Origin of the sequence: Kutzneria viridogrisea DSM 43870, from assembly GCF_000525635.1 — a bacterium.
Lineage (GTDB): Bacteria > Actinomycetota > Actinomycetes > Mycobacteriales > Pseudonocardiaceae > Kutzneria > Kutzneria viridogrisea.
In genome coordinates, this window is the sequence record NZ_CP007155.1 from 6,380,871 (window position 1) to 6,407,383 (window position 26,513).

The 26,513-nt window shown below is 68.2% G+C and carries 20 protein-coding genes and 1 pseudogene; 15 read left to right on the forward strand and 6 right to left on the reverse strand.

Annotated features, from left to right (window positions below; all coding sequences use genetic code 11):
• Positions 1–107 precede the first annotated feature (107 nt).
• The 9 genes from KALB_RS28275 to KALB_RS28315 all read left to right on the forward strand — a co-directional run bounded on the left by KALB_RS28275 (position 108) and on the right by KALB_RS28315 (position 11,354).
• Positions 108–1,253, forward strand: a complete 1,146-nt coding sequence (locus KALB_RS28275) for a sensor histidine kinase (RefSeq protein WP_025359051.1) — start codon at positions 108–110, stop codon at positions 1,251–1,253.
• Positions 1,250–1,852: a response regulator transcription factor gene (locus KALB_RS28280; protein WP_025359052.1), complete on the forward strand. Its 603-nt coding sequence runs from the start codon at positions 1,250–1,252 to the stop codon at positions 1,850–1,852. The genes KALB_RS28275 and KALB_RS28280 overlap by 4 nt, the downstream gene beginning before the upstream one ends.
• A gap of 132 nt (positions 1,853–1,984) precedes the next feature.
• The gene (gene glf, locus KALB_RS28285) at positions 1,985–3,178 is read left to right on the forward strand and encodes a UDP-galactopyranose mutase (protein WP_025359053.1); all 1,194 of its coding nucleotides are present in this window, start codon (positions 1,985–1,987) and stop codon (positions 3,176–3,178) included.
• Positions 3,179–3,372: 194 nt separating this feature from the next.
• Positions 3,373–4,329, forward strand: coding sequence for a tetratricopeptide repeat protein (locus KALB_RS28290; protein WP_025359054.1), 957 nt, complete (start codon positions 3,373–3,375; stop codon positions 4,327–4,329).
• Positions 4,330–4,344: 15 nt separating this feature from the next.
• Positions 4,345–4,920 (forward strand): hypothetical protein, encoded by a 576-nt coding sequence (locus KALB_RS28295; protein ID WP_025359055.1) that lies wholly within the window; start codon positions 4,345–4,347, stop codon positions 4,918–4,920.
• Between the two features lie 438 nt (positions 4,921–5,358).
• On the forward strand, positions 5,359–6,189 hold the full coding sequence (locus KALB_RS28300) for an ATP-grasp domain-containing protein (RefSeq protein WP_063750756.1): 831 nt from the start codon (positions 5,359–5,361) through the stop codon (positions 6,187–6,189).
• Between the two features lies 1 nt (position 6,190).
• Positions 6,191–8,323 (forward strand): phosphotransferase, encoded by a 2,133-nt coding sequence (locus tag KALB_RS44350; RefSeq protein ID WP_025359057.1) that lies wholly within the window; start codon positions 6,191–6,193, stop codon positions 8,321–8,323.
• The gene (locus tag KALB_RS28310) at positions 8,320–10,245 is read left to right on the forward strand and encodes an ABC transporter ATP-binding protein (protein WP_025359058.1); all 1,926 of its coding nucleotides are present in this window, start codon (positions 8,320–8,322) and stop codon (positions 10,243–10,245) included. The genes KALB_RS44350 and KALB_RS28310 overlap by 4 nt, the downstream gene beginning before the upstream one ends.
• The gene (locus KALB_RS28315) at positions 10,242–11,354 is read left to right on the forward strand and encodes an inositol-3-phosphate synthase (protein WP_042220867.1); all 1,113 of its coding nucleotides are present in this window, start codon (positions 10,242–10,244) and stop codon (positions 11,352–11,354) included. The genes KALB_RS28310 and KALB_RS28315 overlap by 4 nt, the downstream gene beginning before the upstream one ends.
• Positions 11,355–11,374: 20 nt before the next feature.
• On the opposite strand, the gene KALB_RS28320 is transcribed toward KALB_RS28315, so the two are convergent.
• Entirely contained in the window at positions 11,375–11,962 is a 588-nt protein-coding gene (locus tag KALB_RS28320; protein WP_025359060.1) for a TetR/AcrR family transcriptional regulator, read from the reverse strand.
• Positions 11,963–12,070: 108 nt separating this feature from the next.
• Between KALB_RS28320 and KALB_RS28325 the strand changes: the two genes are divergently transcribed.
• Positions 12,071–12,751, forward strand: coding sequence for a nitroreductase (locus KALB_RS28325; RefSeq protein WP_025359061.1), 681 nt, complete (start codon positions 12,071–12,073; stop codon positions 12,749–12,751).
• A 126-nt stretch (positions 12,752–12,877) separates the two neighbouring features.
• Here KALB_RS28325 and KALB_RS28330 read toward each other — a convergent pair whose 3' ends face one another.
• Positions 12,878–13,393 (reverse strand): hypothetical protein, encoded by a 516-nt coding sequence (locus KALB_RS28330; RefSeq protein WP_148309698.1) that lies wholly within the window; start codon positions 13,391–13,393, stop codon positions 12,878–12,880.
• A gap of 520 nt (positions 13,394–13,913) precedes the next feature.
• On the opposite strand from KALB_RS28330, the gene KALB_RS28335 reads away from it, so the two are divergent.
• On the forward strand, positions 13,914–15,857 hold the full coding sequence (locus KALB_RS28335) for a S9 family peptidase (protein ID WP_236650047.1): 1,944 nt from the start codon (positions 13,914–13,916) through the stop codon (positions 15,855–15,857).
• Positions 15,858–16,152: 295 nt separating this feature from the next.
• On the opposite strand, the gene KALB_RS28340 is transcribed toward KALB_RS28335, so the two are convergent.
• Complete coding sequence (locus KALB_RS28340; protein WP_025355155.1) at positions 16,153–17,025, reverse strand: IS5 family transposase; 873 nt, start codon at positions 17,023–17,025, stop codon at positions 16,153–16,155.
• A gap of 267 nt (positions 17,026–17,292) precedes the next feature.
• Here KALB_RS28340 and KALB_RS28345 point away from each other — a divergent pair, with 267 nt between their 5' ends.
• Together KALB_RS28345 and KALB_RS28350 are read left to right on the forward strand one after the other, a co-directional pair.
• Positions 17,293–18,336 (forward strand): IS630 family transposase, encoded by a 1,044-nt coding sequence (locus tag KALB_RS28345; protein ID WP_025357638.1) that lies wholly within the window; start codon positions 17,293–17,295, stop codon positions 18,334–18,336.
• A gap of 159 nt (positions 18,337–18,495) precedes the next feature.
• Positions 18,496–19,506, forward strand: coding sequence for an aldo/keto reductase (locus tag KALB_RS28350; protein WP_025359064.1), 1,011 nt, complete (start codon positions 18,496–18,498; stop codon positions 19,504–19,506).
• Positions 19,507–19,512: 6 nt separating this feature from the next.
• On the opposite strand, the gene KALB_RS28355 is transcribed toward KALB_RS28350, so the two are convergent.
• Complete coding sequence (locus KALB_RS28355) at positions 19,513–19,716, reverse strand: LapA family protein (RefSeq protein WP_025359065.1); 204 nt, start codon at positions 19,714–19,716, stop codon at positions 19,513–19,515.
• Positions 19,717–19,846: 130 nt separating this feature from the next.
• Between KALB_RS28355 and KALB_RS28360 the strand changes: the two are divergent.
• A pseudogene (locus KALB_RS28360) lies at positions 19,847–20,685 on the forward strand (IS5 family transposase).
• Between the two features lie 400 nt (positions 20,686–21,085).
• On the opposite strand, the gene KALB_RS28365 reads toward KALB_RS28360, so the two are convergent.
• Both KALB_RS28365 and KALB_RS28370 read right to left on the reverse strand, forming a co-directional pair.
• A complete protein-coding gene (locus tag KALB_RS28365; RefSeq protein WP_025359066.1) occupies positions 21,086–22,639 on the reverse strand; it encodes a purple acid phosphatase family protein in 1,554 nt (517 codons plus the stop codon).
• 87 nt (positions 22,640–22,726) lie between these two features.
• Positions 22,727–24,355 (reverse strand): purple acid phosphatase family protein, encoded by a 1,629-nt coding sequence (locus KALB_RS28370; protein WP_025359067.1) that lies wholly within the window; start codon positions 24,353–24,355, stop codon positions 22,727–22,729.
• A gap of 475 nt (positions 24,356–24,830) precedes the next feature.
• On the opposite strand from KALB_RS28370, the gene KALB_RS28375 reads away from it, so the two are divergent.
• On the forward strand, positions 24,831–26,390 hold the full coding sequence (locus tag KALB_RS28375; RefSeq protein ID WP_081789572.1) for an MFS transporter: 1,560 nt from the start codon (positions 24,831–24,833) through the stop codon (positions 26,388–26,390).
• Positions 26,391–26,513: the final 123 nt, after the last annotated feature.

Consider the following 26,513-nt stretch of genomic DNA (forward strand, 5'->3'; position numbering starts at 1 on the left):
AGCTCACCGTGACGTTGCTGGCCCCGAAGGCATGACGCAGTGTCACTGGTGGCGTCCTGGCGGCTGCGGCATGCTGGGACGAAACCGCCGCCCGACCTCGGAGAACCATGACAGACATCCGTCCGGCGGCCCGCCGGACCTGGGTCGGCGGAGCCGTCCACGCGCGACTGCGTAGGCTCAACCTGTTCACGACGGTCCCCCCGCTCGCCATCGTCGGGGTGGTGCTGGTGGTGTTCACCGCCCACTCGTGGTGGCACGTCGTCATCCAGCTCGTGGGGCTGGCGGCCGCCCTGGTGACCGCCGAGCGCTGGACCGCGGGCGATTTCGTCCGCGTCGCCCGGCCCTGCCTGGCCGTCGCGGCGGCGGTGTGGCTCGCCGGGGCGCTGACCGACAGCACAGCCGGGTTCTACGGCCTGTCCGTCGTGGGGTCGTTCCTCATCCCACCGCTGCCACGCCACCGGCTCGCGGCCCTCTTGGGCCTGGCCGCGCTCGTCGCCGCGCTGGGCGCGACGAACCTGCTCGTGTTCCACGACCACATCGGCAACCGGCTGGTGCAGTACGCGGCGATCCCCGCCCTCGCCGTCATGGTGTCGACCGGGTTCATGTTCGTCAGCCAGCGGTTCTACGACGTGGTGGCGGAGCTGGAGCAGTCGCGGGAGCGCGAGGCGGAGCTGGCCGTCGTCCGGGAGCGCATGCGCTTCGCCAGCGACCTGCACGACATCCAGGGCCACACCCTGCACGTGGTGAAGCTGAAGGTCGCGCTGGCCGAGAAACTGCTGGACAGCGACCTCGACCGCGTGCGCCAGGAGCTGCGGGAGGTGCACACGCTGGTCGGTGACACCATCGTGCAGACCAAGGAGCTCGCCTACGCCCAGCGGCGGCTCAACCTGTCCGCGGAGCTGGAGAACGCGAAGAACCTGTTCGAGGCCGCGGGCATCCACGTGCGTGTGGAACGCGAGGCCGAGGTCAACGGCCGCGTGGGCGAACTGCTCGGCCAGGTCCTGCGCGAGACCACGACCAACATCCTGCGGCACGCCCAGGCGCGGCAGGTGCGGATCACGCTGTCGGAGTGCGGGATCGCCATCCTCAACGACGGCGCCCAGGAGACCGGACGGCCCGAGTTCAGCGGGCTTTCCACGCTCCGGCAACGCCTGGCCGACAGCGGGGGCGAGCTGGAGGTGGAGCAACGGGACGGCCGGTTCCTGACCGCGGCCGCCTTCCCCACGCTCAGGACGCGGGAGGACAGCCGATGACCACCGTGGTGCTCGCCGACGACGAAGCCCTGCTCCGCAAAGCGCTGGCTTCGCTGCTGCCCCTCGAGGGCGAGATCACCGTGCTCGCCGAAGCCGAGGACGGTGCCGCCGCGGTCGCGGCCACGCTGCGGCACCGCCCCGACGTGCTCGTGATCGATCTGGAGATGCCGAACGTCGATGGTCTCGGCGCGGTCGCGGAGATCCGGCGCGCGCGTCCGGAGCAGGTGATCCTCATGCTGACCCGGCACGCCCGCCCCGGTGTGCTGCGCAAGGCGCTCAAGCTCGGCGTCCAGGGTTTCGTCAGCAAGTCGGCCGAACCGGCGCACATCACCTCGGTGATCAAGACCCTGCACGCGGGCAAGCGCTGGATCGACCCGGACGTCTCCGTCCTCGCCGTCGTCGACGACTGCCCCCTCACCGACCGTGAGATCGACGTCCTGCGCGCCACCCGCGAGGGCTTCTCGGTCGCCGACATCGCCGGCCAACTGCACCTCGCGGAGGGAACGGTCCGCAACTACCTGTCGAACGCGATGCAGAAGACCCAGACCCGCACCCGCCACGAAGCCGCCCGCTACGCCCGCGAACACGACTGGCTGTGAACGGGCGGGGTCCGGTGCAGTCGAGCTGTCCGCTCGTCCCCGAGCCAAAACCGTTGCGGTCAAACCACTTTTCGCACAAGGTTGGCGTACCCGGGAAGTCGGTGTCCGCGCGGTGTCGTACCCTCACCAATCGTGAGCTTCACTGACTATGACCTCGTGATCGTCGGCTCCGGCTTCTTCGGCCTGACCGTGGCCGAGCGCGCCGCCACTCAGCTGAACAAGCGCGTGCTGGTCCTGGACCGTCGCGGCCACATCGGCGGCAACGCCTACTCCGAGGCAGAGCCGGAAACCGGCATCGAGGTGCACCGCTACGGCGCCCACCTGTTCCACACGTCGAACAAGCGGGTGTGGGACTACGTCAACCAGTTCACCGACTTCACCGACTACCAGCACCGTGTGTTCACGATCTACCAGGGCCGGGTCTACTCGTTGCCGATCAACATGGCGACGATCTGCGAGTTCACCGGCAGCTACCTGACGCCGGACGAGGCGCGGGCCTGGGTGGCCGAGCAGGCGAGTGAAATCGACTCCCAGGATGCGAAGAACTTCGAGGAGAAGGGCATCTCGCTGATCGGGCGCCCACTGTACGAGGCGTTCTTCGGTGGTTACACCGCCAAGCAGTGGCAGACCGATCCGAAGGAACTGCCGACGGCCACGTTCAGCCGGCTGCCGGTTCGCTACAACTTCAACAACCGGTACTTCAACGACACCTACGAGGGCCTGCCCGTCGACGGGTACACCGCGTGGCTGGAGAAGATGGCCGACCACCCGAACATCGAGGTCCGGCTGAACACCGACTACTTCGACGTTCGCGACGAGATCCCGGCCGCCACGCCAACGGTCTACACCGGCCCGCTGGACCGCTACTTCGACTACTCGCAGGGCTGGCTCGGCTGGCGCACGCTGGACTTCGAGCAGGAGGTCCTGCACACCACCGGCGACTTCCAGGGCACCCCGGTGATGAACTACGCCGACCAGGACGTGCCGTACACGCGCATCCACGAGTTCCGGCACTTCCACCCGGAGCGCACGAACTACCCGAGCGACAAGACCGTCATCGTCCGGGAGTTCTCGCGGGCGGCGGACAAGGACGACGAGCCCTACTACCCGATCAACACCCCTGAGGACAGGGCGAAGCTGGAAAGCTACCGCGAACTGGCCAAGGCCGAGGCCAAGAGCAACAACGTGCTGTTCGGCGGTCGGCTCGGCACCTACAAGTACCTCGACATGCACATGGCGATCGGGTCGGCGCTGTCGATGTTCGACAACAAGATCGCGCCGTATTTCACCGAGGGCCAGCCGCTCGACGGATCCGCCGACGACTGACAGGGATCGACGATGGCTCTTGGGAATGCCGGGCGTACGGCCGTTCCAACGCGCTCGTCGTACCACTGGTCGAGTGGGCGAACTGGCGGAGTTCCTTGCCCTGTACGGGTGATCTGACCGGCCAGGGCGCTGCGATCCGGGACCGGCGAGCGATGTGCGGCTGGGGACGCCCAGCAGCGCGGAGGAGAGGCCGGATGGCGGATTCGCGGTACGAGCAGGCCAAGGCACTGCACCGGGACGGGCGCACCGCGCAGGCACGTGCGGTGCTGCTCGACCTGTTGGCGGAACAGCCCGGTGACCTCGGTGCCCGCTACGCGCTGGCGATCTGCCTGATCGACCTCGGGGAGACGCCGGACGCGCAGGCGCAGCTCAGGCAGGTGCTCGCCGACCACCCGCAGCACTACGAGGCCGCCTACCAGTTGGGGTGCCTGCTCCAGGACGAGGAGCAGTACGAGCAGGCCGCCGCGGCGTTCCGGCAGGTGCTGGCCGTGACGGATCTGCGGGACACCGCGGACCGCCTGCGGCGCTGCGAGGCCGCACTCGGCGGGTCGGTCCCGCAGCCGCCTTCCGGCCCACCGCCGGTGCGCCGACTGATCGAGAGTTCGCACGTGGCCAGCCGCGGCCAACTGGTCATGTCCCTGAGGCTCAAGGCCCGGCACATCCTGCCGCTGCGGTCCGCCACCGCGGTGGTGCTGATCCTGCTCGCGCAGGGGCTGTCGCGGCCCACCTTCTCCGTCAACCGCATCATCTACATCTACACCGGGTACAGCACGGTGACCCTGTTGGCGCTGGTCAACTGGCTGCTGGTGGGCTACCTGGTACTCGCGCTGCTTTCGCTGGCGCTGAGGGCCCGGATGTACACCGCCGAGATCTACGAGTACGGCATGGACGTCAGCTCCGGGATCCTGCGCCGCACCCGGCAGTTCGTCTGGTACTACCAGATCACCGAGCCGCCCACCTACCTGCGCAGGCTGAGCAACTACCTGACCCACACGGCCTCGCTGGTGGTCAGCTACAACAACACCGCCTCGACCACGGCAACCGTGCAGCTGCGCGGGTTCGGATCGCCCCAGCGGGTCGACGAGGTGCGCTCCTACCTGGAGTCCCGCATCCCGCCTGAGCGGCTGCCGATCCGGGGCCCCTGGACCTGAGAGAGGACGGACACCATGGCCGATCCGAAGTCCCCGCCCGGCGCCGACTTCCACAAGCACCCGGTGCACGAGATCCGCCCCGAGGTCCCGTTGCCGGGACACGATTTTGTTCCGCACCACAAGGACATCGCCGGTCACGACAAGGGACCTGTCCACCACGTCACCCGTGATCACGACCTCAGCCCCGAGCACCACGCAACCCGTGACGCGGGTGTCCCCCACCCGAGTCCGCCGCTCACGCCAGGCCCGACTCCGGTCCACCCCGCGGGCACCCCGGTGACCGCCGCGGACTTCCGGATCGAGCCGCACGGCAGGACCGCGCCGGACGCCGATGTGCACGGCGGCACGGACCTGAGCACCTACGGGATCTCGCCGGAAGGCCTGGTTGGAGTGCCTTCCACCCCGGAGAGCGACCCGGCTCCGGTGTTGGCGCCGACTGCGCAGAAGCTGTCACCCGAGGGACCGGGCGGCGGTGCGACGCACCTGGCCCCCGGCGTGGACTTCGGCGAGCCACACCACGATTCCGCGGGGCCCGAGGCGGAGGGCGGCTTCGACGTGGTCGTGGACGTCGCGCCCCCGCCAGGGCTGTGATCGGTCCTTCCGAGGGGGCCGCCCCACGCAGTCGATCGAGCTCGGCGAGCACCCGGCCCAACTCCGCCTGGGCCGGGCCGTGGACCGCGGCGTGCCGGTTCCGTCACGCATATCCTCTACAACTATGTAGAAATTGATCGGCCAGACGGGTGATGCAATCGCATTAAGCGCGAGCAATGTGGACCTGCCCAACGAATCGACTGGCAGCCCCGCGCCACTGTCGATTTCTCGCCGACATCTTGATGGAAACAGCCTGGCGATCCCCCTATTATTCATCGGCGGTTAACTTTCCGTTCAACTTGCTGAGGCGGGTGCGAGCGCCTTCGGGGCCTCGTTCCTGGTTCGACTTCACCACCCAATTCCCTCGTGACGGCCAGGATGGGGTGAACGCGAGTGAAGATGTGTTTCATCGTGGAGAATTGCTATCGAAACGAGAGCATGCCGATCGAGGTGGCCAGGCAGATCAGCCAGTGGGGGCACGAGGTCGACGTCCTCGAACCGGAGCGGTCGGCGACGCGCATCACGGAACTGCTGCGGGAGTCCCGGCACGACGCCTGGGTGCTCAAGACGGTCTCCGGTGGTCCCGGCCTGAGTCTTCTGGAGGCAGCGGCCGTCGCTGGGCGCAGGACGATCAACAAGGTCTCGGCGATCCGCAAGGTGCGGGACAAGGCGGTGGCCGCCGCGGTGGCCAGGCGCCACGACCTGCCCTTCCCGTTGACCTACTTCGCGGCCACCCCGGACCTGCTGGCCGCGATCCCGGCCGAGCACTACCCGCTGGTGGTCAAGCCGGCCAACGGCAGTTGCTGCCGCTCGGTCCACCTCGTCCGCGACCACACCGAGCTCGCCGAGGTGCGGGGCAGGGTGTCCGGTGAGGGCTTCCTGCTGGCCCAGCCCTACATCGCCAACCCGGGTACGGACATCAAGGTGTACGCGGCAGGCGAGAACCTGTACGCGACTGTCCAGCGTTCCCCGCTGCACCCGGAAGTACACGTGCGCAACCAGCTGATCACCGTGCCTCCCGGGGTCGCCGAGTTGGCCATCAAGGTGGGCAAGGCGTTCGGGCTCGACCTGTACGGAGTCGATCTCCTCGAAGGCCCGGACGGCTGGATGGTGGTGGACGTCAACGACTTCCCCAGTTTCCGCTGCGTACCCAACGCGGTGGCACGCGTGTCGCGCAGCATCCTCCGGCTCGCCGCCGACCGCTCGCGGGGGCGAGAGCAACCGCCGAGCGTGTCCCGACGTCCAGCGCACGCCGGGACAGCGATCTGACATGCACGTCTGCGTGCTCACCGACACGCCCGGCCATCCCACGCTGGCGGCCGTGACCGCGCTGCTGTACTCCGAGCACAGCGTGGAACTGCTCGACCCCCAGCACGGTGCCCCCGCCACGCTCGCCGACCTCTACCTACTCAAGTCTCGCTCGGCGCGTGCCGTGGCGCTCGGACACGCCCTGCGCCGACGCGGCGCGGTGGTGGTCAACGATCCCGTGGCCACCGCGATCTGCCAGCACCGGGCCCGCATGGCCGAGTGCGTCGCCGCGGCGGGGCTACCCTTCGCGCCCACCCGCGCGGTTGCCCGGCTGTCCGAACTCCTTGACCTCGCCACAGGCCCCGCGGTGTTCCCCCTGATCGTCAAGAGCACCCGGAGCCGACGCGGTGACCTCGTGTCCAAAGTGGACGACCTGTGCCAGCTGCGGTCCGTGGCGGCACTCTGGGCGCACGAACCGGTCGTGGTGCAGCCCTTCCTCGCGAACGACGGCTGGGACCACAAGCTGTGGGTGGTCGGAGACGAGGTTTTCCTTGCACAGCGCCGGACTCCGCTCACCACCGACACCGTCGGCGCGCCCTGCCCCACGACTGACGCCGAACAGCAGCCGGAGTTGCGCGCGATGGCCCGCGCGGTCGGCAAGGCACTTCGGCTCGAGGTGTACGGGGTGGACGTACTGCTCACCGATCGTGGTCCGGTGGTGGTGGACGTCAACGCCTTCCCCGGCTGCCGGGGCGTGCCCGGTGTGCCCGAGGCACTGGCCGCGCTGGTCGGGCACATCGCGGCCGAACGCGGTCGGCGGCCTGATCGCGAGACGGCCACTCTGCGAGCGCCGAGCGCCGGTGTGGCGGCGGAGGTCCTGCCTGCCCTGCACCGCGTGGTCGGCGACCTGGTCGCGGCCCACGACGGGAGTGCTCGGCTTCGGGTGACCCGGCTGCGCCGCAAGCCGGAGCAGGGACTGACGGTCAGCTACATGGCACTCCCGGCTGGGCGGCTGATCTCCGCGTCACTGCCCGAGCGGGCCGTGTCCACGCCACGGACCGCCGCGCTGCTCGCCGACGTGTGCCTGCCCGACCTGAGCGGCGCCTGGCCCGCCGCCGTCGCGGTTGCCCGGATCGGCCTGTCCGTGCAGCAGTTCCCCCACGACCGGGCGCTTCCCGGTCTGCGCACCGCACTCGCACCGGACGACCGGCTCCGCGGCCAGTTGACCGCGGCGGCCCGGCTCGTGCTGGCCGATCCCAGCGCACACGTGGAATCGGTGCGAGCGACGCCGGTGCGGTACAAGCCGGGATCGCGCTGCGTCATCCGCTACCAGGTCCGGGTCGGCGCCGGTCGGGAACTGGTCTTCTTCGGCAAGGTCTACCGCGACACCGACAAGGCCGTCACCGCGCACCGGACCGCGAGGTCCCTGTGGGGCTCGCCTGTTCCGTTCGTGGCGCGGCCGCTGGCGGTGGTGCGCGAGCTCAACCTGGTGCTCAGTGAGGCGGCCGGTGACGCGGGCGGCCCTGGTGGTTCGGCGGAATCGGTGATCGCCTGCGCTGAGGTGTTGTCCCGGTTGCACCTGAGCACGCCGCCGGCAGCACTGCTCGAGGTGGCCTCGGGCCCTCGTTTCGCCGGGCGCGCACGTGAGTGGGCGCGGGCGCTCGCCGGTCACGTTCCCGAGGTCGCCGGTGACCTGGCGGGGCTGCTGGCACCGCTGGTCTCGGGCCTGTCCAGCGCCATCCCCGCCCACCGGGGGCTGGTGCACGGCTCGTTCAAACCGAGTCAGGTGGTCTTTCGCGGGCCGACGCGGCCGATCGTGATCGACTTCGACTCCGCATGCGTGGGTGACCCGGCACTCGACCTCGGCTACTTCCTGGCCTACCTACACCCGCACAGCAGTGCACGCCATCAGCACGAGGCGTGGTCGGAATCGGCCCGCCAGGCGTTCCTCGACACCTACCTCAACCAGGTGTCGGCAGTCGGCGACAGTCTGCGTCGGCGCGCCAGCCTGTTCGAGGCGGCCGTGTTGCTCAAGATCGCCTCGCGGCGGGCTCGCCGTCTGAGCAGTCCTCGGCCCGCCGCGGCGCGGGCGGCGCTCGCCGCTGTCGAGGACTGCCTGCGGCAGGCACACGACGGGAAGGCGGGTGGAGTGTGATCGGTTTCCTCTACCAGCAACTGCACGGGCGCCGACTGCTGGTGACGGCCGCGATCGGGTTGACCTTGCTCGGGGTCGCGGGCACCGTGTTCGCGGCGTTCCCGCTCAAGTGGATACTCGACAAGATCGTCAATGATCGCGATCCCGGCCTGCCCCTGCTCGAACCGCTGATCACCGCCTGCGACAGCCTCGCCCCCGGCACCCGACCGCCCGGCGCGGGCGGGCACACCCAGTTCGGCGTCCTGCTGGCCTCGGGTCTGGTGCTGCTCGCGCTCGGTCTGATCGAGGCCCTCGTGACGTTCGTCCGGCTGTCGGTGGCCACCAGCGTCGGGCAGGACCTGGAGGCCGGACTGCGCAACCGCGTGTTCGACCACCTGCAACACGTCCCACTGGCCTGGCACAGCGGTCAGCGGGTCGGCGAGCTCACGCAACGGGTCAGCGGCAACATATCCGACATCGGCAAGCTGGTCACCGACGGCCTGGTGGACCTGTTGTCCGGGGTGCTGACCCTGCTCGGGGTGCTCGCCGTCATGCTGGTGATCAGTTGGCAGTTCACCGTGCTGTCGATGTGCGTGGTGCCGCCGCTGTTCCTGATCGTCGCCTGCTACACGCGCTGGACGAAGCGGGCCTCCAAGCAGGTCGCCCGCGCCGCGGGACGGGTCGCCGAGGCGGCCGCGGCGACGATCGGCGCGATCACCGAGGTGAAGGTGTTCACCGCGCAGCGCTGGGCCTCGGGGAAGTTCGCCGACCGCGTCGAGGCACAGCGCCGACCGGGATTGCGGGCGGGACGGCGGCAGGCGGAGTTCGGGCCGCTGGTCATCGTCCTGCTCACCCTGAGCAACACGGTGATCGTCACCATCGGCGCGTGGATCGCGGCGGGCCACGGGCACGAGTTCGGCCTGTGGTTCCTGACGATCCCGGCGGGCAGTCTCACCGTGGGGACGCTGACGGTGTTCCTGGCCTACTCCAAACTGCTCTACCAGCCCATGCGCGATCTGGCCAAGCTGATGCTGCTGGTGTCCACGGCCTCCGCCGCCGTCGGACGCGTGCGGGAGATCCTCGAACAGCCCTGCGAGCAGCGGCCCGGCGAGCACGGGCGCTCCTCGCCGGTCAGGCTCCACGGGGAGGTGGCCTTCCGCGGAGTGGTGTTCGGGTACCGCCAGGGCGATCTTCCCGTGCTGCGCGGGGTCGACCTCACGGTGCGGGCGGGCAGCCGACTGGCGTTGGTCGGCCTGTCCGGGGGCGGCAAGTCCACGATGGTCAAGCTGCTGCCGCGGCTGCACGACCCCTGGCACGGCGCGGTCACCATCGACGGACTCGACACCCGTGAGTACCCACTGGACGTCCTGCGCGGCAACATCGCGATGGTCCTACAGGACTCGGTGCTGTTCGAGGGCACTGTGCGGGACAACCTGCTGCTCGGCAGGCCGGGGGCCAGCCAGGAGCAGATCGAGACCGCGGCGCGGCAGGCCTGCGTGCACGACACGATCAACCGGCTGCCCGGCGGGTACGACACCGTGGTACACGAGGGCGGCAGGAACTTCTCCAGCGGGCAGCGGCAACGCATGGCGATCGCGCGGGCCATCCTGCGCGACGCACCCGTGCTCATCCTCGACGAGCCGACCGCGAGCCTGGACGTCGAGGCGGAGGTCGAGGTGATGCGCGCGGTGGAGTGCCTGGCCGAGGGCCGCACGGTGATCATGATCTCGCATCGGCTCAGCCTGCTCGGCCACGTGGACGAGATCGCCGTGCTCCAGGCGGGCCGGATCGTCGAACAGGGCAGCTACCAGCAACTGAAGGCCCGCGGTGGTGTCTTCGCGCGAATGCTCGCCGAGCAGAACCGCTACGCGACCGAACCGGTCGAGCTCAGCATGGTCGATCACGCCGGTGCGGGCGAGGAGAACGAGGTGAGGACGACATGACGAGTCAACGAACGGAACCAGTAGTGCGCGGCCGTAGTGTGCGGGTGGCTGTTGTCGGTGTAGGCAACTGTGCGGCGTCCCTGGTGCAGGGCGTGCACTACTACCGTGACGCCGAGCCCGGTAGCAGGGTGCCCGGGCTGATGCACGTCCAGTTCGGTGACTACCACGTGCGGGACATCGAGTTCGTCGCCGCGTTCGACGTGGACGCCAAGAAGGTCGGCCGGGACCTGTCCGAGGCGATCGTGGCCAGCGAGAACAACACCGTGACCATCGCCGACGTGCCCCCGCTGGGCGTGCCGGTGCGGCGCGGGCACACCCTGGACGGGCTGGGCCGCTACTACCGCGAGACGATCGAGGAGTCCGACGAGGACCCGGTCGAGGTGGTGCGGGTACTGCGCGAGACCGGGGCCGACGTGCTGGTGTCCTACCTGCCGGTGGGCTCGGAGGACGCTGACCGGTTCTACGCCCAGTGCGCCCTGGAGGCCAAGGTGGCCTTCGTCAACGCCCTGCCGGTGTTCATCGCCTCCGACCCCGCATGGGCGGCCAAGTTCACGCAGGCCGGGGTGCCCATCGTGGGTGATGACATCAAGTCCCAGGTCGGTGCCACGATCACCCACCGGGTGCTGGCCAAGCTGTTCGAGGACCGCGGGGTGCTGCTGGACCGCACCATGCAGCTCAACGTGGGCGGCAACATGGACTTCAAGAACATGCTCGAGCGCGACCGGTTGGAGTCCAAGAAGATCTCCAAGACCCAGTCGGTGACCTCCCAGGTGGACCGGGACCTGGGCGCCCGCAACGTGCACATCGGGCCCTCGGACTATGTGGCGTGGCTGGATGACCGCAAGTGGGCCTATGTCCGGTTGGAGGGCCGCGCGTTCGGGGACGTGCCGCTGAACCTGGAGTACAAGCTGGAGGTCTGGGACTCCCCCAACTCCGCGGGCATCATCATCGACGCGATCCGCGCCGCGAAGATCGCGCTGGACCGGGGTATCGGTGGCCCGATCCTGTCCGCGTCCTCCTACTTCATGAAGTCCCCGCCCGAGCAGTACTCCGACGCCGAGGCACACCAGGCCGTGGAGCGGTTCATCCGGGGCGAGGTCGAGCGCTGAACGGACATCCCGCCTGGCGATCAGGAGGCGATGCTGGCGTCGAGCAAGGCCTCCGCGGCCGCTCGGGCGTGATCACCGCACGCGGGGTCGTTGAGCACCATCGATCTGCTGGCGACTCCGTCGGCGAGGATCGCGAGCTGCTCACCGAGGACCTCGGGGTGTGCCGCACCGAGTTGGCGCACCAGATCGACGACGCGCTGGGCGAAGCGCTGCTTCTCCTGGCGGGTGTAGGCGTGCACCGGGCTGTCCGGGTCCGGGAACTCGGCGGCGGCATCGACGAACGGGCAGCCCCGGATGGGCCCGGCACCGGGGTCGGGCACGGTGAACAGTTCCAGGAGACGTTGCCTGAGGGGTAGATCCTGCCGGTCCAGCGCGCTGTCGATCGTGCGTCCGGTCTCGGCGAGGTGGCGCAGGTAGGCCACCACCAGTTGATCCTTGGTGGGGAAGTGCTGGTAGAGGGTGCGTTTGGACACCGGGGCCCGGCCCGCCACCTGCTCCATGCCCGTGGCGGTGATCCCCTGCGCCTCGAACAGCGCCGTGGCCGCGGCCAGGATGCGCTCTCGTCCCCCGCGCCCGCGACGACGGGCGGTCTCGTGCTGCTCGACCACACCTTGAGTATACGCCACCGTTTACCTCTGCCCGGTCATCCGCTACAGTCCACCGCTAGGTAAACGGAACCGTTTACCTAAGAAGCCTGACACTGTGCGGACGAGGCCATGACCACTGACTACCTGCCCGAATACGCCGAACACCTGATCCGTGGGCGACGCGCCACCCGCGCGTTTCGTCCCGACCCCGTACCCGAGGACACACTGCGGGCCGTCTTTTCCCTGGCCAGCGCGGCTCCCTCCAACTCCAACACCCAGCCCTGGCATGTCGAGGTGGTCAGCGGCGCGGCCCGTGACCGCCTCGGCGAGGCGCTGGTGGCCGCCCACACCCGCAAGGACCTCTCCCTGGACTTCCCCTACAGCGAGGACCTCTACCAGGGCACCTACCAGCGACGACGCCAGCACGCGGGTGAACGGTTGTACTCGGCCGTGGGGATAGGCCGCGACGACCACGCCGCACGCGATGCCTACAACGCCCAGAGCCTGCGCTTCTACGGCGCTCCACACGTCGCACTGCTGTTCACCGCCCCCAACGCGGAGGTGCGCATCGCCGCCGACGTGGGCATCTACGCGCAGACGCTCATGCTGGCGATGACCGCGTACGGCATAGCCAGCTGCCCACAGGGATTGCTGAGCTTCTACGCCGAGACCATCCGCGCAGAACTGGGCATCCAGGACAGGAAGGTCTTGCTCGGCATTTCCTTCGGCTATGCCGACAACTCCGCTCCGGCCAACACCGTCAGGGTGTCACGTGCCGAACTCGGCGAAACCACGCGATTCCACTCGTGAACACCCCAGCCAGCCAACAGGACCCGCTCCGGCAACACGCCAGAGCGGGACTGTCAAACCTCTCCAAGCTCGTCGTATTTACAGAATTGTTGCGCCGGTCATGGAGAGTGAGCTGGACCTTGCTGGCTACAGGATGCAGAAAAGGTCCTTGGCGTCGAAGCTCTTGTAGTGCTTTCCGAACGCCCAGTACCAGGCCCTACCCGACACTCCGAAGCACAGGTTGGAGCCGTAGAGACCCAGGGTCAGGTCCACGCCAGCCACCGCAATCGAAGGGTGGATCGTGATCTCCTTTTGTTCGCTCGAGAGCGAAATGCTGGAGGGTGTCAGTCCGAAGCCGAAGACGGTGGGCGTCACGGTCAGGGACGCCTTCCAGTTCGCACCAGTGTCAATGTCCACCGCGATCCGCAACGAGAGGACGCCGGGGACGACTGTCAGGCTGAATTCCTTGTGGAGTTCCGCCTTCGCAGCGGCCACCGCCAGTGGCTGGAAGTGGACCTGAGGATCAGTGGAGATGGCCTCGATGTATACCCACACCAGGTCGTCTACGTCTTGCGCGAGCTGCTTGGCGATCGGACTCAGTGCTTCCCTGATGTACGCCACCGGATCGTACCTTGGCGGCTTTTTCACAATTGGCGTTGTCATGCCGTACTCCCTGTCGGTTGACCGGAATGGCCAAAGTCCGGCTATGGCCGGAACGGTCGGAGTGAGGACCCACCGTCGCTGCGGAGATGGGGGTCTTAGTCACTATGGCACGGCAAGAAGAAGGCTGACGAGCAGCCAGTGCGGCGGCCTCGGTTACCCACCTGGCGGAAACGAGATGCGCCGCGACACTAGCCTGCGATCACGACAAGTAGTGGATGTTCGAGAGCTCCTCGGCGCATTCAGCGACATGGACTACAGTCCGTGAATCGGGTCGGTGGCACGAGCACTGATGGACGAATGCGTAGGCCGAACGTATGAGATCGGTTTCGCAGTCCGCAAACGAAGCCTTGCAGGAGTCACCTCCTGGGTTCCCACATCGCTGGCCACCGTCGCCGATGTTCAAGCCCGTCCCCCAAACCCGTTCGATGACGAGCAGAAGCGGTCGTTCGGTGGTCACGGGGTGCGTCATCTGATCAAATGTTCGAGGGAACGCTGGGGTTCTGCTGAGCGGGGGATGCGCGTGAACCGAGTGGGGTCGGAGTTGACGGCCGAATTGGTGGTCGATGGTCGTGTGCCGTACTCGCCAGTGTTGTCCCCGGACGGCCGGTGGGTGGTGTACCTGCTGGCGACGGTGGGGCAGGCAGGCGAGCACCCGTCGAGCCAACTGTGGCTGGCCGCTGCCGATGGCAGTGTGTCGCCGCGCCAACTGGACATCCCGGCAGCGCACCTGTCCTGTCCGCGATGGTCCCCCGACTCCGAGTCGATCTTCTTTCTGTCGGATTGGTCCACGCCGGGCACGGCACAGTTGCACCAGATCGAGCGCACCGGTGGCTCCCCGCGGGTCCTGACCGCCTGGCGGAGCACGATCCACGCTCACCGTCCCCTGACCAATCCCGCGCTGGTCGCGGTCATCGCCCCCGACGAACCGGCCGATCAGGACGTCGAACGGGGCGATGACCGCGATGACGCCCACGTGCGCGGTCATACCCCTCCGGCCCGGCTGCGGCTACTGGACCTGCGAACCCGGCAGATCCGCACCCCGGCCCTGTTCGACGATCGGCACGTGGCCGAGGTGGTCCAGCGCCCCGACGGTGGCCCACTGGCGGTACTCACCTGGTCGAGCCCTGAGCTCGACCCCGGCCTGCTCGACACAGCGCTGCACCTGCTGGACCCAGACACCGGCCTGGCCCGCGACCTCGGTCCTGCCGCAGTGGACGCACACTCCCTGGTGTGGTGGCACAGCAAGGGCTGGCACCTGGCGTACCTGGCGCTGACCCCGCCCGGCCTACAAGCCGGTACCGCCGTGTTCGACCTCGCGGTACCCGAGAGCGGGCAGGCCGGAGTACACCGCAACATCACCGCCGGGATGCCGTGGTGCCCGGCGGAACTGGCCCAGGTCGACGGGGGCACGCCGCTCGCGGTGGTCGCCGACGGCCTGGACACCACGATCCACCGGCTGGCCCCGGACGAACTGCGGCTGGTGGAGATCTCACGGCACACCGGCCTGGTCAAACACCTCACCACGGATCGGGACGGCGCGGTGGTCGCGGCTGTCGTGAGCAGATCCGAGGAACCAGAGGATGTGTGCGTAAGCCCGGCCAGCGGCTCGTTCACTCGGCTGACCGAGGCCCGACCCGAACTCCGTGCCATCCGCTGGGGTACCCAACAACGCCTGTCCTACCGGGCGTCTGATGGGTTGGCCCTGGATGGAGTGCTGGTCCTGCCGCCGGGCCGCTCCCGGGGCGACGGCCCGTTTCCGCTGGTGACACTGGCCCACGGCGGTCCGTACGACCGGTATGCCGACCAGTTCATGCTGCGTTGGGCGCCCTCCGGGCAGTGGCTGGCCCACGCCGGGTACGCGGTCTTCCTGCCCAATCCCCGCGGCGGTCAGGGCCGTGGCCACGACTTCGCCGCCAGCGTCGCGGGCGCGGTCGGCCAGCAGGAGTGGACCGACATCCTGACCGGGATCGACCAGCTCGTCGCCGAGGGAGTCGCCGATCCCGATCGGTTGGGCATCGGGGGCTGGAGCCACGGCGGTTTCCTGGCCGCGTGGGCCGTCGGGCACACCGACCGGTTCGCCGCCGCGATGATGGGGGCGGGGATCAGTGACTGGGGCATGCTGGCCGCGACCGGCGAGTGGGGAGTGTTCGAGACCGCACTCGGGGGGAGTGCGGGGTGGGAGGGCACCGGTCCGCATCGGCACGACCAGCTCAGCCCGATCTCCTACGCCTCAGCGATCCGCACCCCCGTGTTGATCGTGCATGGGGCGGAGGACACCAACGTGCCGCTGTCCCAGACCGAATACTTCCACCGCGCACTGCGCAGGTTCAGCGTCGAGCACGAGTACGTCGTGTACCCCAGGGAGAACCACTCCTTCCGGGAACGCAACCACCAGCTCGACCTGCTCCGCCGCACCCGTGCCTGGTTCGACCGCTGGCTCATGCCGCCCACGACCCCGACATGATCACTACTCAGTGGGTCGTCCCCGCGCGAACGGTGGTCCGTCACGTTGCAACGAGGCCACGCCAGCGTGGCAGTTGTCCCCCGCCACAAACGGGGTGTCCATCCGTCCGGCCGCAGGTGGTCTCCGTACGGGGCGCTTCCACACAAGCGCAGGCGGTCGACGGCCTCGGTGGACGTCACCAGGTGCCTCGTGGCGAGGGCCCGGTGGCTAAGAGATCCCGCGGGTAGGGGCGCCGTCGCGAGCGCCGCGATACCGCCGCCCGGCCCCGCGGAATCTCTTAGTGCCCGTTTCTGATCTACAGGGTCTGTGTCAATCGGCGGCTGGTGATGCGGATCATGGCCCAGCGGACCATCGCTTCGTGGTGGTGTGGAAGTCGTTCGTAGTCACGGACACAGCGGCGGTGACCGGTGATCCACGCCAGGCTCCGCTCCACCACCCAGCGGCGGGGCAGCACCGTGAAGTGGGGCAGGTCGGGGCGTTTGACGATCTCCACCACCACGCCGAGCGCTTGTCGCGCCCAGTCCAGCAAGGTGCCGGTGTAGCCGCCGTCGGCCCATACCAACCGGATCCGGTCGCCGACCGTGGCACCCAGTCGCAGCAGCAGTGCGCGGGCGGCGACCCGGTCCTGGATCGAGGCCGGGGTCACCAGCACCGCCAGCACGAACCCGACGGTGTCCACCACGATATGGCGCTTGCGGCCGTTGACCTTCTTGCCCGCGTCCCACCCGCGAGTGGCCCGTCCCACGGTCTCGGCCGCGCGGACCGACTGCGAGTCGATCACCGCCGCTGACGGCGCCGCCACCCGGCCCTCCGCCAGCCGGGCACGGTCCCGCAGCCCGTCCAGGATCCGCTGCGTCGCACCGGATTTCTCCCACAGGGCGAACCGTTTGTAGACCGTCGGCCAGGGCGGGAAGTCCGCCGGCAGCGCACGCCACTTGATGCCGTTGTCCACCAGGTACAAGATCGCGTCCACGATCACCCGGCGGCAGTGCCGCTCTCGACGGCCACCCCGGCCACCCAGCCAGGCCGGATCCGGCAGCAGTGGGTCCAACACCGCCCACTGCGCGTCGGTGACATCCGAGGGATACCGGTTGGCACGCCGTGTGGGCTGGTGGGTTGCGGCCAGCCGGCAGCACGAGGCACCCGCGGTGGCATCGCCCGCGGGCATCGGGCACGATAGCAATGGAACTCCTGGCGGAACGGCGCTTCGACAACGTCCGATCTACCAGGAGTTCCCCTGTCTCGTCACCCACCTTCACACCCGGCCCTCAGTTCGAAAACGGGCACTTAGTGGTCGAGCGATGATCGGTCGTGGCGACGGACCCGCGAGGGCGGTTTGCCGTCGGGGGGCTGAGTAGTGCCCCACGCGCTCGGCCGAGAATTGACAGTTTGTTATTGAGTCGAAAGTGATCGTTTGCCTGTATGTTGCTCACTTGTGATCGAGGTCGAGGACGCGCGTCGTCTGTCGCCCGCTGAGCGGGAGGTGCTGCGGTTGCGGGTAGTGGCCGCGTTGGAGTCCGGCACCGTCACCGGCTATCGGCAGGCGGCCGAGGTGTTCAGGGTGGCCGAGCGGTCGGTGGGCGCGTGGTGGCGGGCGTATCGGGATGGTGGCCGTGAGGCGCTGGCGGTGCGGCGGGTGCGCCGCCCTGGACCGGCCGAGCTGATCACTGCCGCCGAGCGGGGCACGCTATTCATGGCGATGGCCGACTACACGCCCGAGGAGTTGCTGATCGGTGGCCCGTTGTGGACCCGGGCGGCGGTGGTCGAGTTGATCCGGTTGGTCACCGGGGTGGTGATGACCGAGCAGGGCGTGGGGCTGTGGTTGCGTCGTCACGGGTTCACCCCGCAGCGCCCGGCCCGGCGCGCCTACGAGCAGCAACCGGCCGCGGTGCGGGCCTGGCTGGACACCGAGTATCCGGCGATCGCGTCGCGAGCCAAGGCCGAGGGCGCGGTGGTGGCCTGGGTTGACCAGTGCGGGTTGCGCTCGGATGCGGCCCCGCCGGGGCGGTCGTGGGCGCCCAAGGGACACACGCCGGTGGTGCGGGTGACCGGGAAACGGCTGCGGGTCAACGTCATGTCCGCAGTCGCGTCCCGGGGTGCGTTGTGGTTCACCGTGTTCACCGGCCGGTTCACCGCGCCGGTGTTCACCGCGTTCCTGGCCCGGCTGGCCCGGCAGGCCGGGCGGAAGGTGTACGTGATCGCCGACCGGCACCCGGTCCACCGCAGCAGGGTGGTGCGTACCTGGCTGGAAGCCAACACCGACCGGATCGAGTTGCACCTGATGCCCGGCTACAGCCCCGAGTTGAACCCCGACGAGCTGCTCAACGCCGACCTCAAACGCAACATGCCTGCCGGTCGTGCTCGCACTGTGGAGCGGCTCGCCCGGGACACGCGCCGCTTCCTGCACCGCCGCCAGCGCCAGCCACACCTCGTCCGTGGCTACTTCCAGGCACGCCACGTCCGCTACGCGATCATGTAGGCAACCAAACAGTTTCGGCTCAATACTCGCTACCACTGGGTTCTCTGGTACTCCCGCCGAAACGGTCGAAACCTGACAGGGCACACATGCCCCACGCCTCCGAATTCCAGACCGAGACGTATTGCGTTGGAGCGCACTCCAACTCCTAGGTTCGGAAGCATGCGATACATCAAACTCGGAACGACCGGACTGGAAGTCTCCGCCATCACGCTCGGCTGCATGAGCTTCGGCGAGCCGGACCGGGGCGGCGAGCCCTGGTCGCTGGGCGCGGACGCCAGCCGGGACATCATCAAGCAGGCCCTCGATGGCGGCGTCAACTTCCTCGACACGGCCAATGGGTACAGCGCCGGAAGCAGCGAAGAGATCGTCGGCCAGGCGGTCAAGGACTTCACCCGGCGCGAGGAGGTCGTTCTCTCCACCAAGGTCTGGATGCGGATGCGCCCCGGCCCGAACGGCGCCGGGCTGTCCCGCAAGGCGATCTTCGCCGAGCTCGACGCCTCCCTGAAGCGACTGGGGACCGACTACATCGACCTGTACCAGATCCACCGCTGGGACTACGACACCCCGATCGAGGAAACCCTCGAGGCGCTGCACGACGCGGTCAAGTCCGGGAAGGTCCGCTACATCGGAGCCTCTTCCATGCACGCCTGGCAGTTCGCCAAGGCCCTGTACCTGGCTGACCTGAACGGCTGGACCCGGTTCGTGTCGATGCAGGACCACTACAACCTCATCCACCGAGAAGTAGAGCGGGAGATGCTTCCGCTCTGCGCCGACCAGGGCATCGGCGTGATCCCGTGGAGCCCGCTGGCGCGGGGCAGGCTGACGCGGGCCCGGGACACCGCCACGGCGCGTGCCGAGACCGACGAGGGTGGCAAGATCCTCTACCGCGACGAGGACCAGGCAGTGGCCGAGCGCGTCCACGAGATCGCGGGCAAGCGGGGTCTGTCCCCGGCCCAGGTCGCCCTGGCCTGGGTCATGCGCAACCCGGCGGTGACCTCGCCCATCGTCGGGGTCACCAAGCCGGCCCAGCTGGCCGACGCGGTCGCCGCGGTGGACGTCGAACTCGACGAAGACGAGGCCGCCTACTTGGAGGAGCCCTACCAGCCGCACGAGGCCGCCTACCTGGCGGAGTCCTTCTACAAGCCGCACCCTGTGGCGGGCTCCCGATAGTCCGGGCTACCGCCGGGCCTTCGACGAGTCCTTGGCCTCGGCCTTCACAGCCCTGCGGTCGGCCCGGCGGTGCTTGCGGGCGGTCGCGCGCAACTGCATGATCCGCGCGCTGCCCGCCAGCGCGGTGAGCAGGATGCCCGCCACCGCGGCCAGCAGCAGGGCCACGCGCAGTGGAACGTGCCCGTGGGCACCGAAGTAGCTGACGTCCACCGACTGCTCCTGAGTTTGGTCAATTGGTAAGAGATTTCGCGGGTAGGGGCGTCAGGCTGATGTGACGCGGGCACCGGGATCCGGTTTGATGTGGGACTCCTACATCTCTACATCTGACAACGGAGCACCGGTGCCCGCCGTCGAAGCATGGGCGATCGAGCCCTTGTGGGTCCAGTTCGAGGCCCTCCTGCCACCGCATCTCGAGACACATCCGTGGGGCTGTCACAACCCACGGATCCCGGACCGGATCGTGTTCGAAAGCTCGTCGCGAAACTCGTCTTCGGCGGCTCGTACGAGAAGCACGCCGATCAATCGTGCTCGGCAACCACGATGAGAACCCGACGCAACGAGTGGATCGCGGCCGGTGTCTTCGCAGGGCTGGAGCAGATCGTGTTGGAGACCTACGACCGTGTCATGGGCCTGGACCTGGCCGACATCACCGTCGACGGGCAGATCACCAAAGCGCCCTGCGGTGGCGAGGTCGCCGGGAAATCACCGATTGACCGGGGAAAACTCGGGATCAAGTGGTCGCGGATGACCGACGGACGCGGGATCCCGCTGGGCTGTGTCGTGACCGGCGCGAACCGGCACGACTCCCCGTTCCTGCGCCCGACACTAGCGAAGCTCGGGCGTTTCGAGCTCGCGTTGCCTGATCAGATCACGGTGCACCTTGACGCGGGCTACGACTCCACGGTCACCCGCAAACTGCTGACCGAGCTCGGCTGCGAGTGGCGGATCCAGCCCAAGGGCGTCGTTATCCCGATCAACCACACTCGCCGCTGGGTCGTCGAGCGCACCAACTCCTGGTACAGCCGCGGCTTCAACTTCACCCTGTCCTGCACGGAACGTCGAGCGGTCGTCATCAACGCACTGCTCGCGTTGATGACCGCGATCATCGTGATCCGACGCCTCATCCGCGAAGCCTGGACCAGCCAACGCTGGGACACACGGCCAGCCCGCCGACCATGACGCCTCGTCCTCTACCCGCGGAATCTCTAAGTTCATGTGAAGTGGCTCTGGCTTCCGACACGACACGTGGGCTTGGCGTGCGTACCGTGTCAGGCACACCCACTCCGTCTGAAGGTCCTCCCCACGTTCAAGCCGACACACCCTCAACATCGTCCCGAGTTACTACAGTCAGAGTGAGTCCAGTCGCTGCGGTGCTGGATCGCGCAGGACGTAGTCAGGATCAGTGGAGGCGGTGTTGGCCTGGCCGCTGCGACGCAGTAGCGACCAGGCCGGTGCGAGCGGTACCGCCGCAGCCAGTTGTAGTACGCCTGTCGGGTGCTGCCGAAGTACCGGCAGGTCATCGTGACGGTGTCGGTGACCTCACCCGAGCTCGAGACGGATCCGGCCGGAGTCACGCTGTTCAGGCGCGGCGCACGGTGATCTCGTCGATCAGCGTGCCGTCCTCGGCGAGCGCGCGCACCGTCATCTGGGCGGCAGAGCCGTTCGCCGCCGGAGCGACGTCGACCGCTACCAGGCCATAGCCCCGGTAGCGCACTCGGGACCAGGTGACCGCGGTGTCCGTGTGACTCGTGCTGTTCTTCTTGAAGCACTTCATCGTCGGGGAACCGCTGCTGCTCTCGTGGTCCAGGTAGCTCTCCGGGGCGTTCTTGTAGAACGTGTCGAGGCCTTGGCCACCGCCGCCGACCGTGATGTAGGTGGTGCCGTCCAGGGCGGGGGTGACCGATCCCCGGGGCTTCACCTGTTTGGTGCCCTTGCCCGCACGGATCGGGTCGGTGCGTTCGTAGAGGCGATTGTGCGCATTGAGCACCAGGTCGACCTTGTGCTTGTCGAACAGCGGGGCCCACTTCTGCTGGGCGATGCTCTCGGCTCCGCCTGCGTCGGCGGTGGAGTACGGGGCGTGGTGGAGGTAGACCACGATGAAGTCGATCGTGGGATCACCTCGGAACTTGCCGAGCTGGGTGTCCATCCACTTGAGCTGCTGGCCCTTGGTGTAGTCGTAGTTGCCGGTGTTGCGGTAGCAGATGTCGTTGCCGTCCAAGCAAAGCAGCCCGACGTTCTGGTACCGCCACGAGTAGATGCCGGTGGCGCCGCTCCACGCGTTGTCCGGCATGGTGAACCTCGCCTTGGTCCCGCCGTAGCCGTTCGGGGAGTACCAGTCCTCCATCTCGCGGTTGCCGAGTGCGATCATCCACGGGGTCCCGGCGGCAACGATCTCGTTCTGCGAGAAGTAGGAGTCCCACCTCCCGGCGTCGTACTTGTCGGTGTCGGTGTGCCCACCTTCGGCGTTGGCGGTGCCCGAGGTGATGGCGTAGCTCAGGTTGCCCAGGGCGAGGTTGAAGGCCGGAGCGAGATCCGCGACCAGGCTGTTGGCCCGGCGCGCGTTGTAGCCGACGCCCTGGTCGCCGAAGGCGGTGAAGGTGAACGCCCCGGTGCTCCCGGCGGCCGGGGCGGTGCGGAAGCTGGCGATCTCGCCGGGGCGTCCGCTGGTGGTGGGGTCGTAGCCCTGGTGGCCCACGACGTAGTGGTACGTGGTGTTGGGCGCCAGGTCGTTGAGCCGCACGTGCAGGTAGTACTGGCTCATGGTGGCCGGCGCGTGCGGCGGGAAGTCGTGTTCGGAGTCCTGCCACGCGAGCTCGCTGTTCAGCGTGCGCGCCTCGGCGGCGATCGGTGGGCCGAAGGTCCCCGAGGCGGTCGCGATCCGGACGTACGGCCCGGTCACCGCGCCCAGTTCCTGCCAGGAGATCACGACCTGCCTGGACGGGTCCTCGCCGTAGGCCAGGTGCCGTCCGAGCGGTCGCAGTCGCAGGCCGGCGGCGCCCGCCCCGGTGCTGGGCGCGGCCGCCGCGACACCGGGGAGCAGTGCACCGGCGGTGGCGAGCGCGCCGCCCATGGCACCCACCCTGAACAGCGCCCGCCGCGAGTACTGTTCTTCGTTCTGCGGAGTCTCAGACATGAAGGAGCCTTCTCAACTAGGTCGAGGGGGGACGTGACTGTCGTTGCCGGGTGCGTGGAACGCTGCGATTGACCCTGGAGCCGGCCGTCAGCTGCGCCGCACGGTGATCTCGTCGACAAGCGTGCCCTTCTCAGTGAGCGCGCGTACCTTCAGCTGGGCGGGAGTGCCGTTCGCGGCCGGGGTGACGTCGACCGCGACCAGGCTGTAGCCGCGGTATCGCACGCGGGACCAGGTGACCTTGACCTGGTGTTCCTCCCCGTTCTCCTCGTCGAACCGCATCGTGGCGGTGGCGTCCTTGACGTGGCCGTAGTAGGAGTCGTCGATCTTCGAGTCCACCCACTTGTTGATGCTCTCGCCGCCGCCCCCGGCGGTGATGTACGTGGTGCCGTCCGTGGCGGAGTTGACGGTGCTCTGGATCGCCGCCTTCTTCCTGCCCTTGCCCGCACGGATGGGGTCGGTGCGCTCGTAGACGTGGTTGTGCCCGTTGAGCACCAGGTCCACCTGGTACTGGTCGAACAGCGGGGCCCACTTCTCCTGCGCGCCGAGTTCGGCCCCGTTGGAGGACGAGGTGGAGTACGTGCACTGGTGGCAGTAGACGATGATGAAGTCGATCGTGGGATCGCCGCGGAACTTGCCGAGCTGCGCCTTGAGCCAGTTGAGCTGCTTGCCCTCGGTGTAGTTCAGGTTGGACGGGCTGTTGTAGCAGATGTCGTTGCCGTCCAGGCTGATCAGACCGACGTTCTGGTACCGCCAGGAGTAGATGCAGGTGGAACCGTCCCAGGCGTTGTCGGGCATGGTGAACCGGGCCCGCATGCCGCCGTAGCCGTGGTAGTCGTACCACCCCTCCATCTCGTGGTTGCCGAGCGCGACCATCCACGGGATCTCGGCGGCGATGGGCTCGTTCTGTGCGAAGAACGAGTCCCACTTGCGCGCGTCGTAGACGTCCTCGGCCGGGTGCCCGCCCTCGCCGTTGAGCGCGTAGCTCATGTCGCCCATGGCGAGGTGGAACTGGGGCGCGAGATCGGCGATCAGGCTGTTGGTCGCGAGCGCGTTGTAGCCGACGCCCTGGTCGCCGAAGGCGGTGAAGGAGAACCCGTTCTTGCTCGCCGGGGTCGGGGCGGTGCGGAAGGTGGCGACCTCGCCGATACGTCCGCTGGTGGTGGGGTCGTAGCCCTGGTGGCCCACGACGTAGTAATAAGTGGTGCCGGGCAGCAGGTTGTCCAGCCGGACGTGCAGGTAGTACTGGGTCACGGCTTTGCCGAGGTGCGGCGAGAACGTGTGGTCCGGCTTCTGCCAGGCCAGGTCGCTGGTCAGCGCGCGCACCTCGGCGGGCACGGCCTCGCCGAACTCCCCCGGGACGGTGCCGAACCGCAGGTAGGGGGCGCTCACCTTGGCGGGCGTCTGCCAGGAGACCACGAGGGTGCGGGAGGGGTCCGCACCGTAGGCGAGGTGCCGCCCGAACGGCCGCAACGCCGACCCGGCGACCGTCTCGGCGTTGAGAAGCACGGTCGGGACGGCGAAGGGGCTGGCCGCCGCGGCGGCGTTGGGGACCAGGACACCGCCGGCCGTGAGTGCGGCGCCCCCCATGGCGCCGATCCGGAAGATGTTCCGGCGGGAGTACCGCCGCATGGCGTCGTCGTACTGCTCCGCCAGGCAGGGCTGGTTGGCGGGGTCGCGGGAGGTTCGAGACCTCCTGCGCCGCGGAGTCTCAGACATGCGTTGAGATTAGGAAACCTTCTTAACTAAGTCAATGGTGGTCATGACGTCGTTGTTGCACGCACCGAATCCCCGGCCACACCGGTCAGGCAGCCGTCGAGGACACCGCGGCGGCACTGGAGTTGGCCGGTGGGTGCCCGACTTCTCGTACGTGTCGATGTCCTCGGGCCGGGCGTACGCTAGCCTGGTGGAATTTTGAGCGCGATATTTCTGCACACAACTGGTTTCACGGGAACCAATGTCAGGACCTGGCTCAGGTATCACCGGAAGGTCGCAGGACCTTGCGGGCTCCGCGCAGCCCAGCAGATCAGCCGCGCCGTTTCCGGTCCCCAATGGGTGAAGTCCGATGAGTGCCAGCACTACCCCTCCCCGACTGCAATGATAAGCGGGACTGAGACCTCGCCAGGACCGACAGGTCTGCCCTCGCACGCGTTCCGCTTGCCAGGACGTCAGCAGCTAACGGGAGCTAGTCACGGTGATCGACGACAGCATTTCAACGAGCTCACGACTACGCCTGAGTTACGCCACCGCGATACTCATCGCCAGTAGCGTGACCACATTTCTACTCCCCCTGGACTACACCGTCGTCGCCGTGGCACTGCGGGATATCCAGCGTGACCTCGGTTCGAGCTTTTCAGACCAGCAGTGGGTGATCAACGGCTATACCATGGCGTTCGCCGCGCTGCTCATGGCAGGCGGTGGCATGGCCGACATCTTCGGCCGCAGAAAGGTCTTCCTGAGCGGGTTGACGGTGTTCACCCTCGGCTCGCTCATGGCGGGCGTCGCCCCGTCGATCCTGCTGCTCAACCTGGGCAGGATCGCACAGGGACTGGGCGCCGCCGGGATGTTCAGCTCCTCCCTCGCGCTGCTCGTGCGGGAGTTCAGCGGCCCCAAACGGGCGCACGCCTTCGCGGTTTTCGGTGTCGCCTCCGGCCTGGGCGCCGCGCTCGGGCCGTTCATCGGCGGCCTCGCCGTCGGCCTGGGCGGTTGGCGCTGGGCCTTCCTGCTCAACGTGCCGTTCGGGGTGGCGGTACTCGTTCTCGGCATACTGCGGACGCGCGAGTCGAAGGACCCCAACGCGACTCACCTCGACCTCGGCGGGCTGGCCCTGTTCAGCGCGGCCACCCTTCTGTTCGTCTACTCGATCGTCACCGCACCCCAAATCGGGTGGACGAACCCGGTCATTCTCTCGGCACTGGCGGTCGCCGCGGTCCTCATCGTCATTTTTGTCTTCTACGAACTTCGCAGGAACTACCCGCTGATCGACCTGCGCCTGTTCCGGAACCGAACTTTCGTTGGCGCGACAACGGTACCACTGGTCCTTTCCTTCGCGTTCTGGGGCCTCTTCCTCTACGCCCCGTTGTACTACCAGGCCGTACTCGGCTACAGCCCGTTGCAGGCCGGACTCGCAATGCTCCCGTTCGCGATTCCACTGTTCGTCGCCGGTCCCCTGGGCGCGCGACTGGCCAGGATCCTGTCCGCACGGGCGCTGCTGGCGCTGGGCCAGCTCCTCGTCGCGGTCGGTGCGACCCTGTTGGCGCTGGTCCCCCTGGGCGCAGGGTGGCAGACATTCGCGCTGGGTGGGCTGATCAGCGGCATCGGCACCGGGCTGGTCAACGGCGAGATGAGCAACATCGCGATCAGCATCGTGCCAGCGGACCGCTCCGGCATGGCTTCCGGGATCAACTCCACGATGCGGATCGTCGGCATGACAGCAGGTTTCGGTGGCATCGGCGCCGTACTCGCCGCAGCGGTCACCGGCAGCCTGTCCGCCGCGGTCGGCGCGATCCCCACGCTGACCGAGCACGTCGACGCGCTGGCCGTCACGGTCGCGGCGGGTGACATCAGCGGAGCGACCAGCACAGTGCCCTCCGCCCTGCACCAGCAATTCCAGCAGGCCGCCGAAATGGCGTTCTCCTCAGGTATGCGGACGGCCTACGTGGTGGGCGCCGCGGTCGCCCTGTGTGGAGCGATCCTCAGTTTTCTGCTCATCGACCGCCATCACCGTGCGCCGGTGGAGGAACCAGCCGAGTAGCACTTCCGACAAGTTCTGCCATACCCACGAACTTTCCGGCCGGCCTTCGCAAACCCCTCACGAGGGCCGCCTGGTGGTCCCCACGGCGGTGGGGACCACCAGGTTCTCCCCTCCGGTCGGCCG

Excerpts from the sequence above, each read along its gene's own strand:
- KALB_RS28275 (WP_025359051.1), top strand. The coding sequence starts at position 108 with ATGACAGACATCCGTCCGGCGGCCCGCCGGACCTGGGTCGGCGGAGCC.
- KALB_RS28350 (WP_025359064.1), top strand. The coding sequence starts at position 18,496 with ATGCGATACATCAAACTCGGAACGACCGGACTGGAAGTCTCCGCCATC.
- KALB_RS28370 (WP_025359067.1), bottom strand. The coding sequence starts at position 24,355 with ATGTCTGAGACTCCGCGGCGCAGGAGGTCTCGAACCTCCCGCGACCCC.
- KALB_RS44350 (WP_025359057.1), top strand. The coding sequence starts at position 6,191 with ATGCACGTCTGCGTGCTCACCGACACGCCCGGCCATCCCACGCTGGCG.
- KALB_RS28300 (WP_063750756.1), top strand. The coding sequence starts at position 5,359 with ATGCCGATCGAGGTGGCCAGGCAGATCAGCCAGTGGGGGCACGAGGTC.
- KALB_RS28330 (WP_148309698.1), bottom strand. The coding sequence starts at position 13,393 with ATGACAACGCCAATTGTGAAAAAGCCGCCAAGGTACGATCCGGTGGCG.
- KALB_RS28295 (WP_025359055.1), top strand. The coding sequence starts at position 4,345 with ATGGCCGATCCGAAGTCCCCGCCCGGCGCCGACTTCCACAAGCACCCG.
- KALB_RS28340 (WP_025355155.1), bottom strand. The coding sequence starts at position 17,025 with ATGCCCGCGGGCGATGCCACCGCGGGTGCCTCGTGCTGCCGGCTGGCC.
- KALB_RS28365 (WP_025359066.1), bottom strand. The coding sequence starts at position 22,639 with ATGTCTGAGACTCCGCAGAACGAAGAACAGTACTCGCGGCGGGCGCTG.
- KALB_RS28280 (WP_025359052.1), top strand. The coding sequence starts at position 1,250 with ATGACCACCGTGGTGCTCGCCGACGACGAAGCCCTGCTCCGCAAAGCG.
- KALB_RS28325 (WP_025359061.1), top strand. The coding sequence starts at position 12,071 with ATGACCACTGACTACCTGCCCGAATACGCCGAACACCTGATCCGTGGG.
- KALB_RS28315 (WP_042220867.1), top strand. The coding sequence starts at position 10,242 with ATGACGAGTCAACGAACGGAACCAGTAGTGCGCGGCCGTAGTGTGCGG.
- KALB_RS28290 (WP_025359054.1), top strand. The coding sequence starts at position 3,373 with ATGGCGGATTCGCGGTACGAGCAGGCCAAGGCACTGCACCGGGACGGG.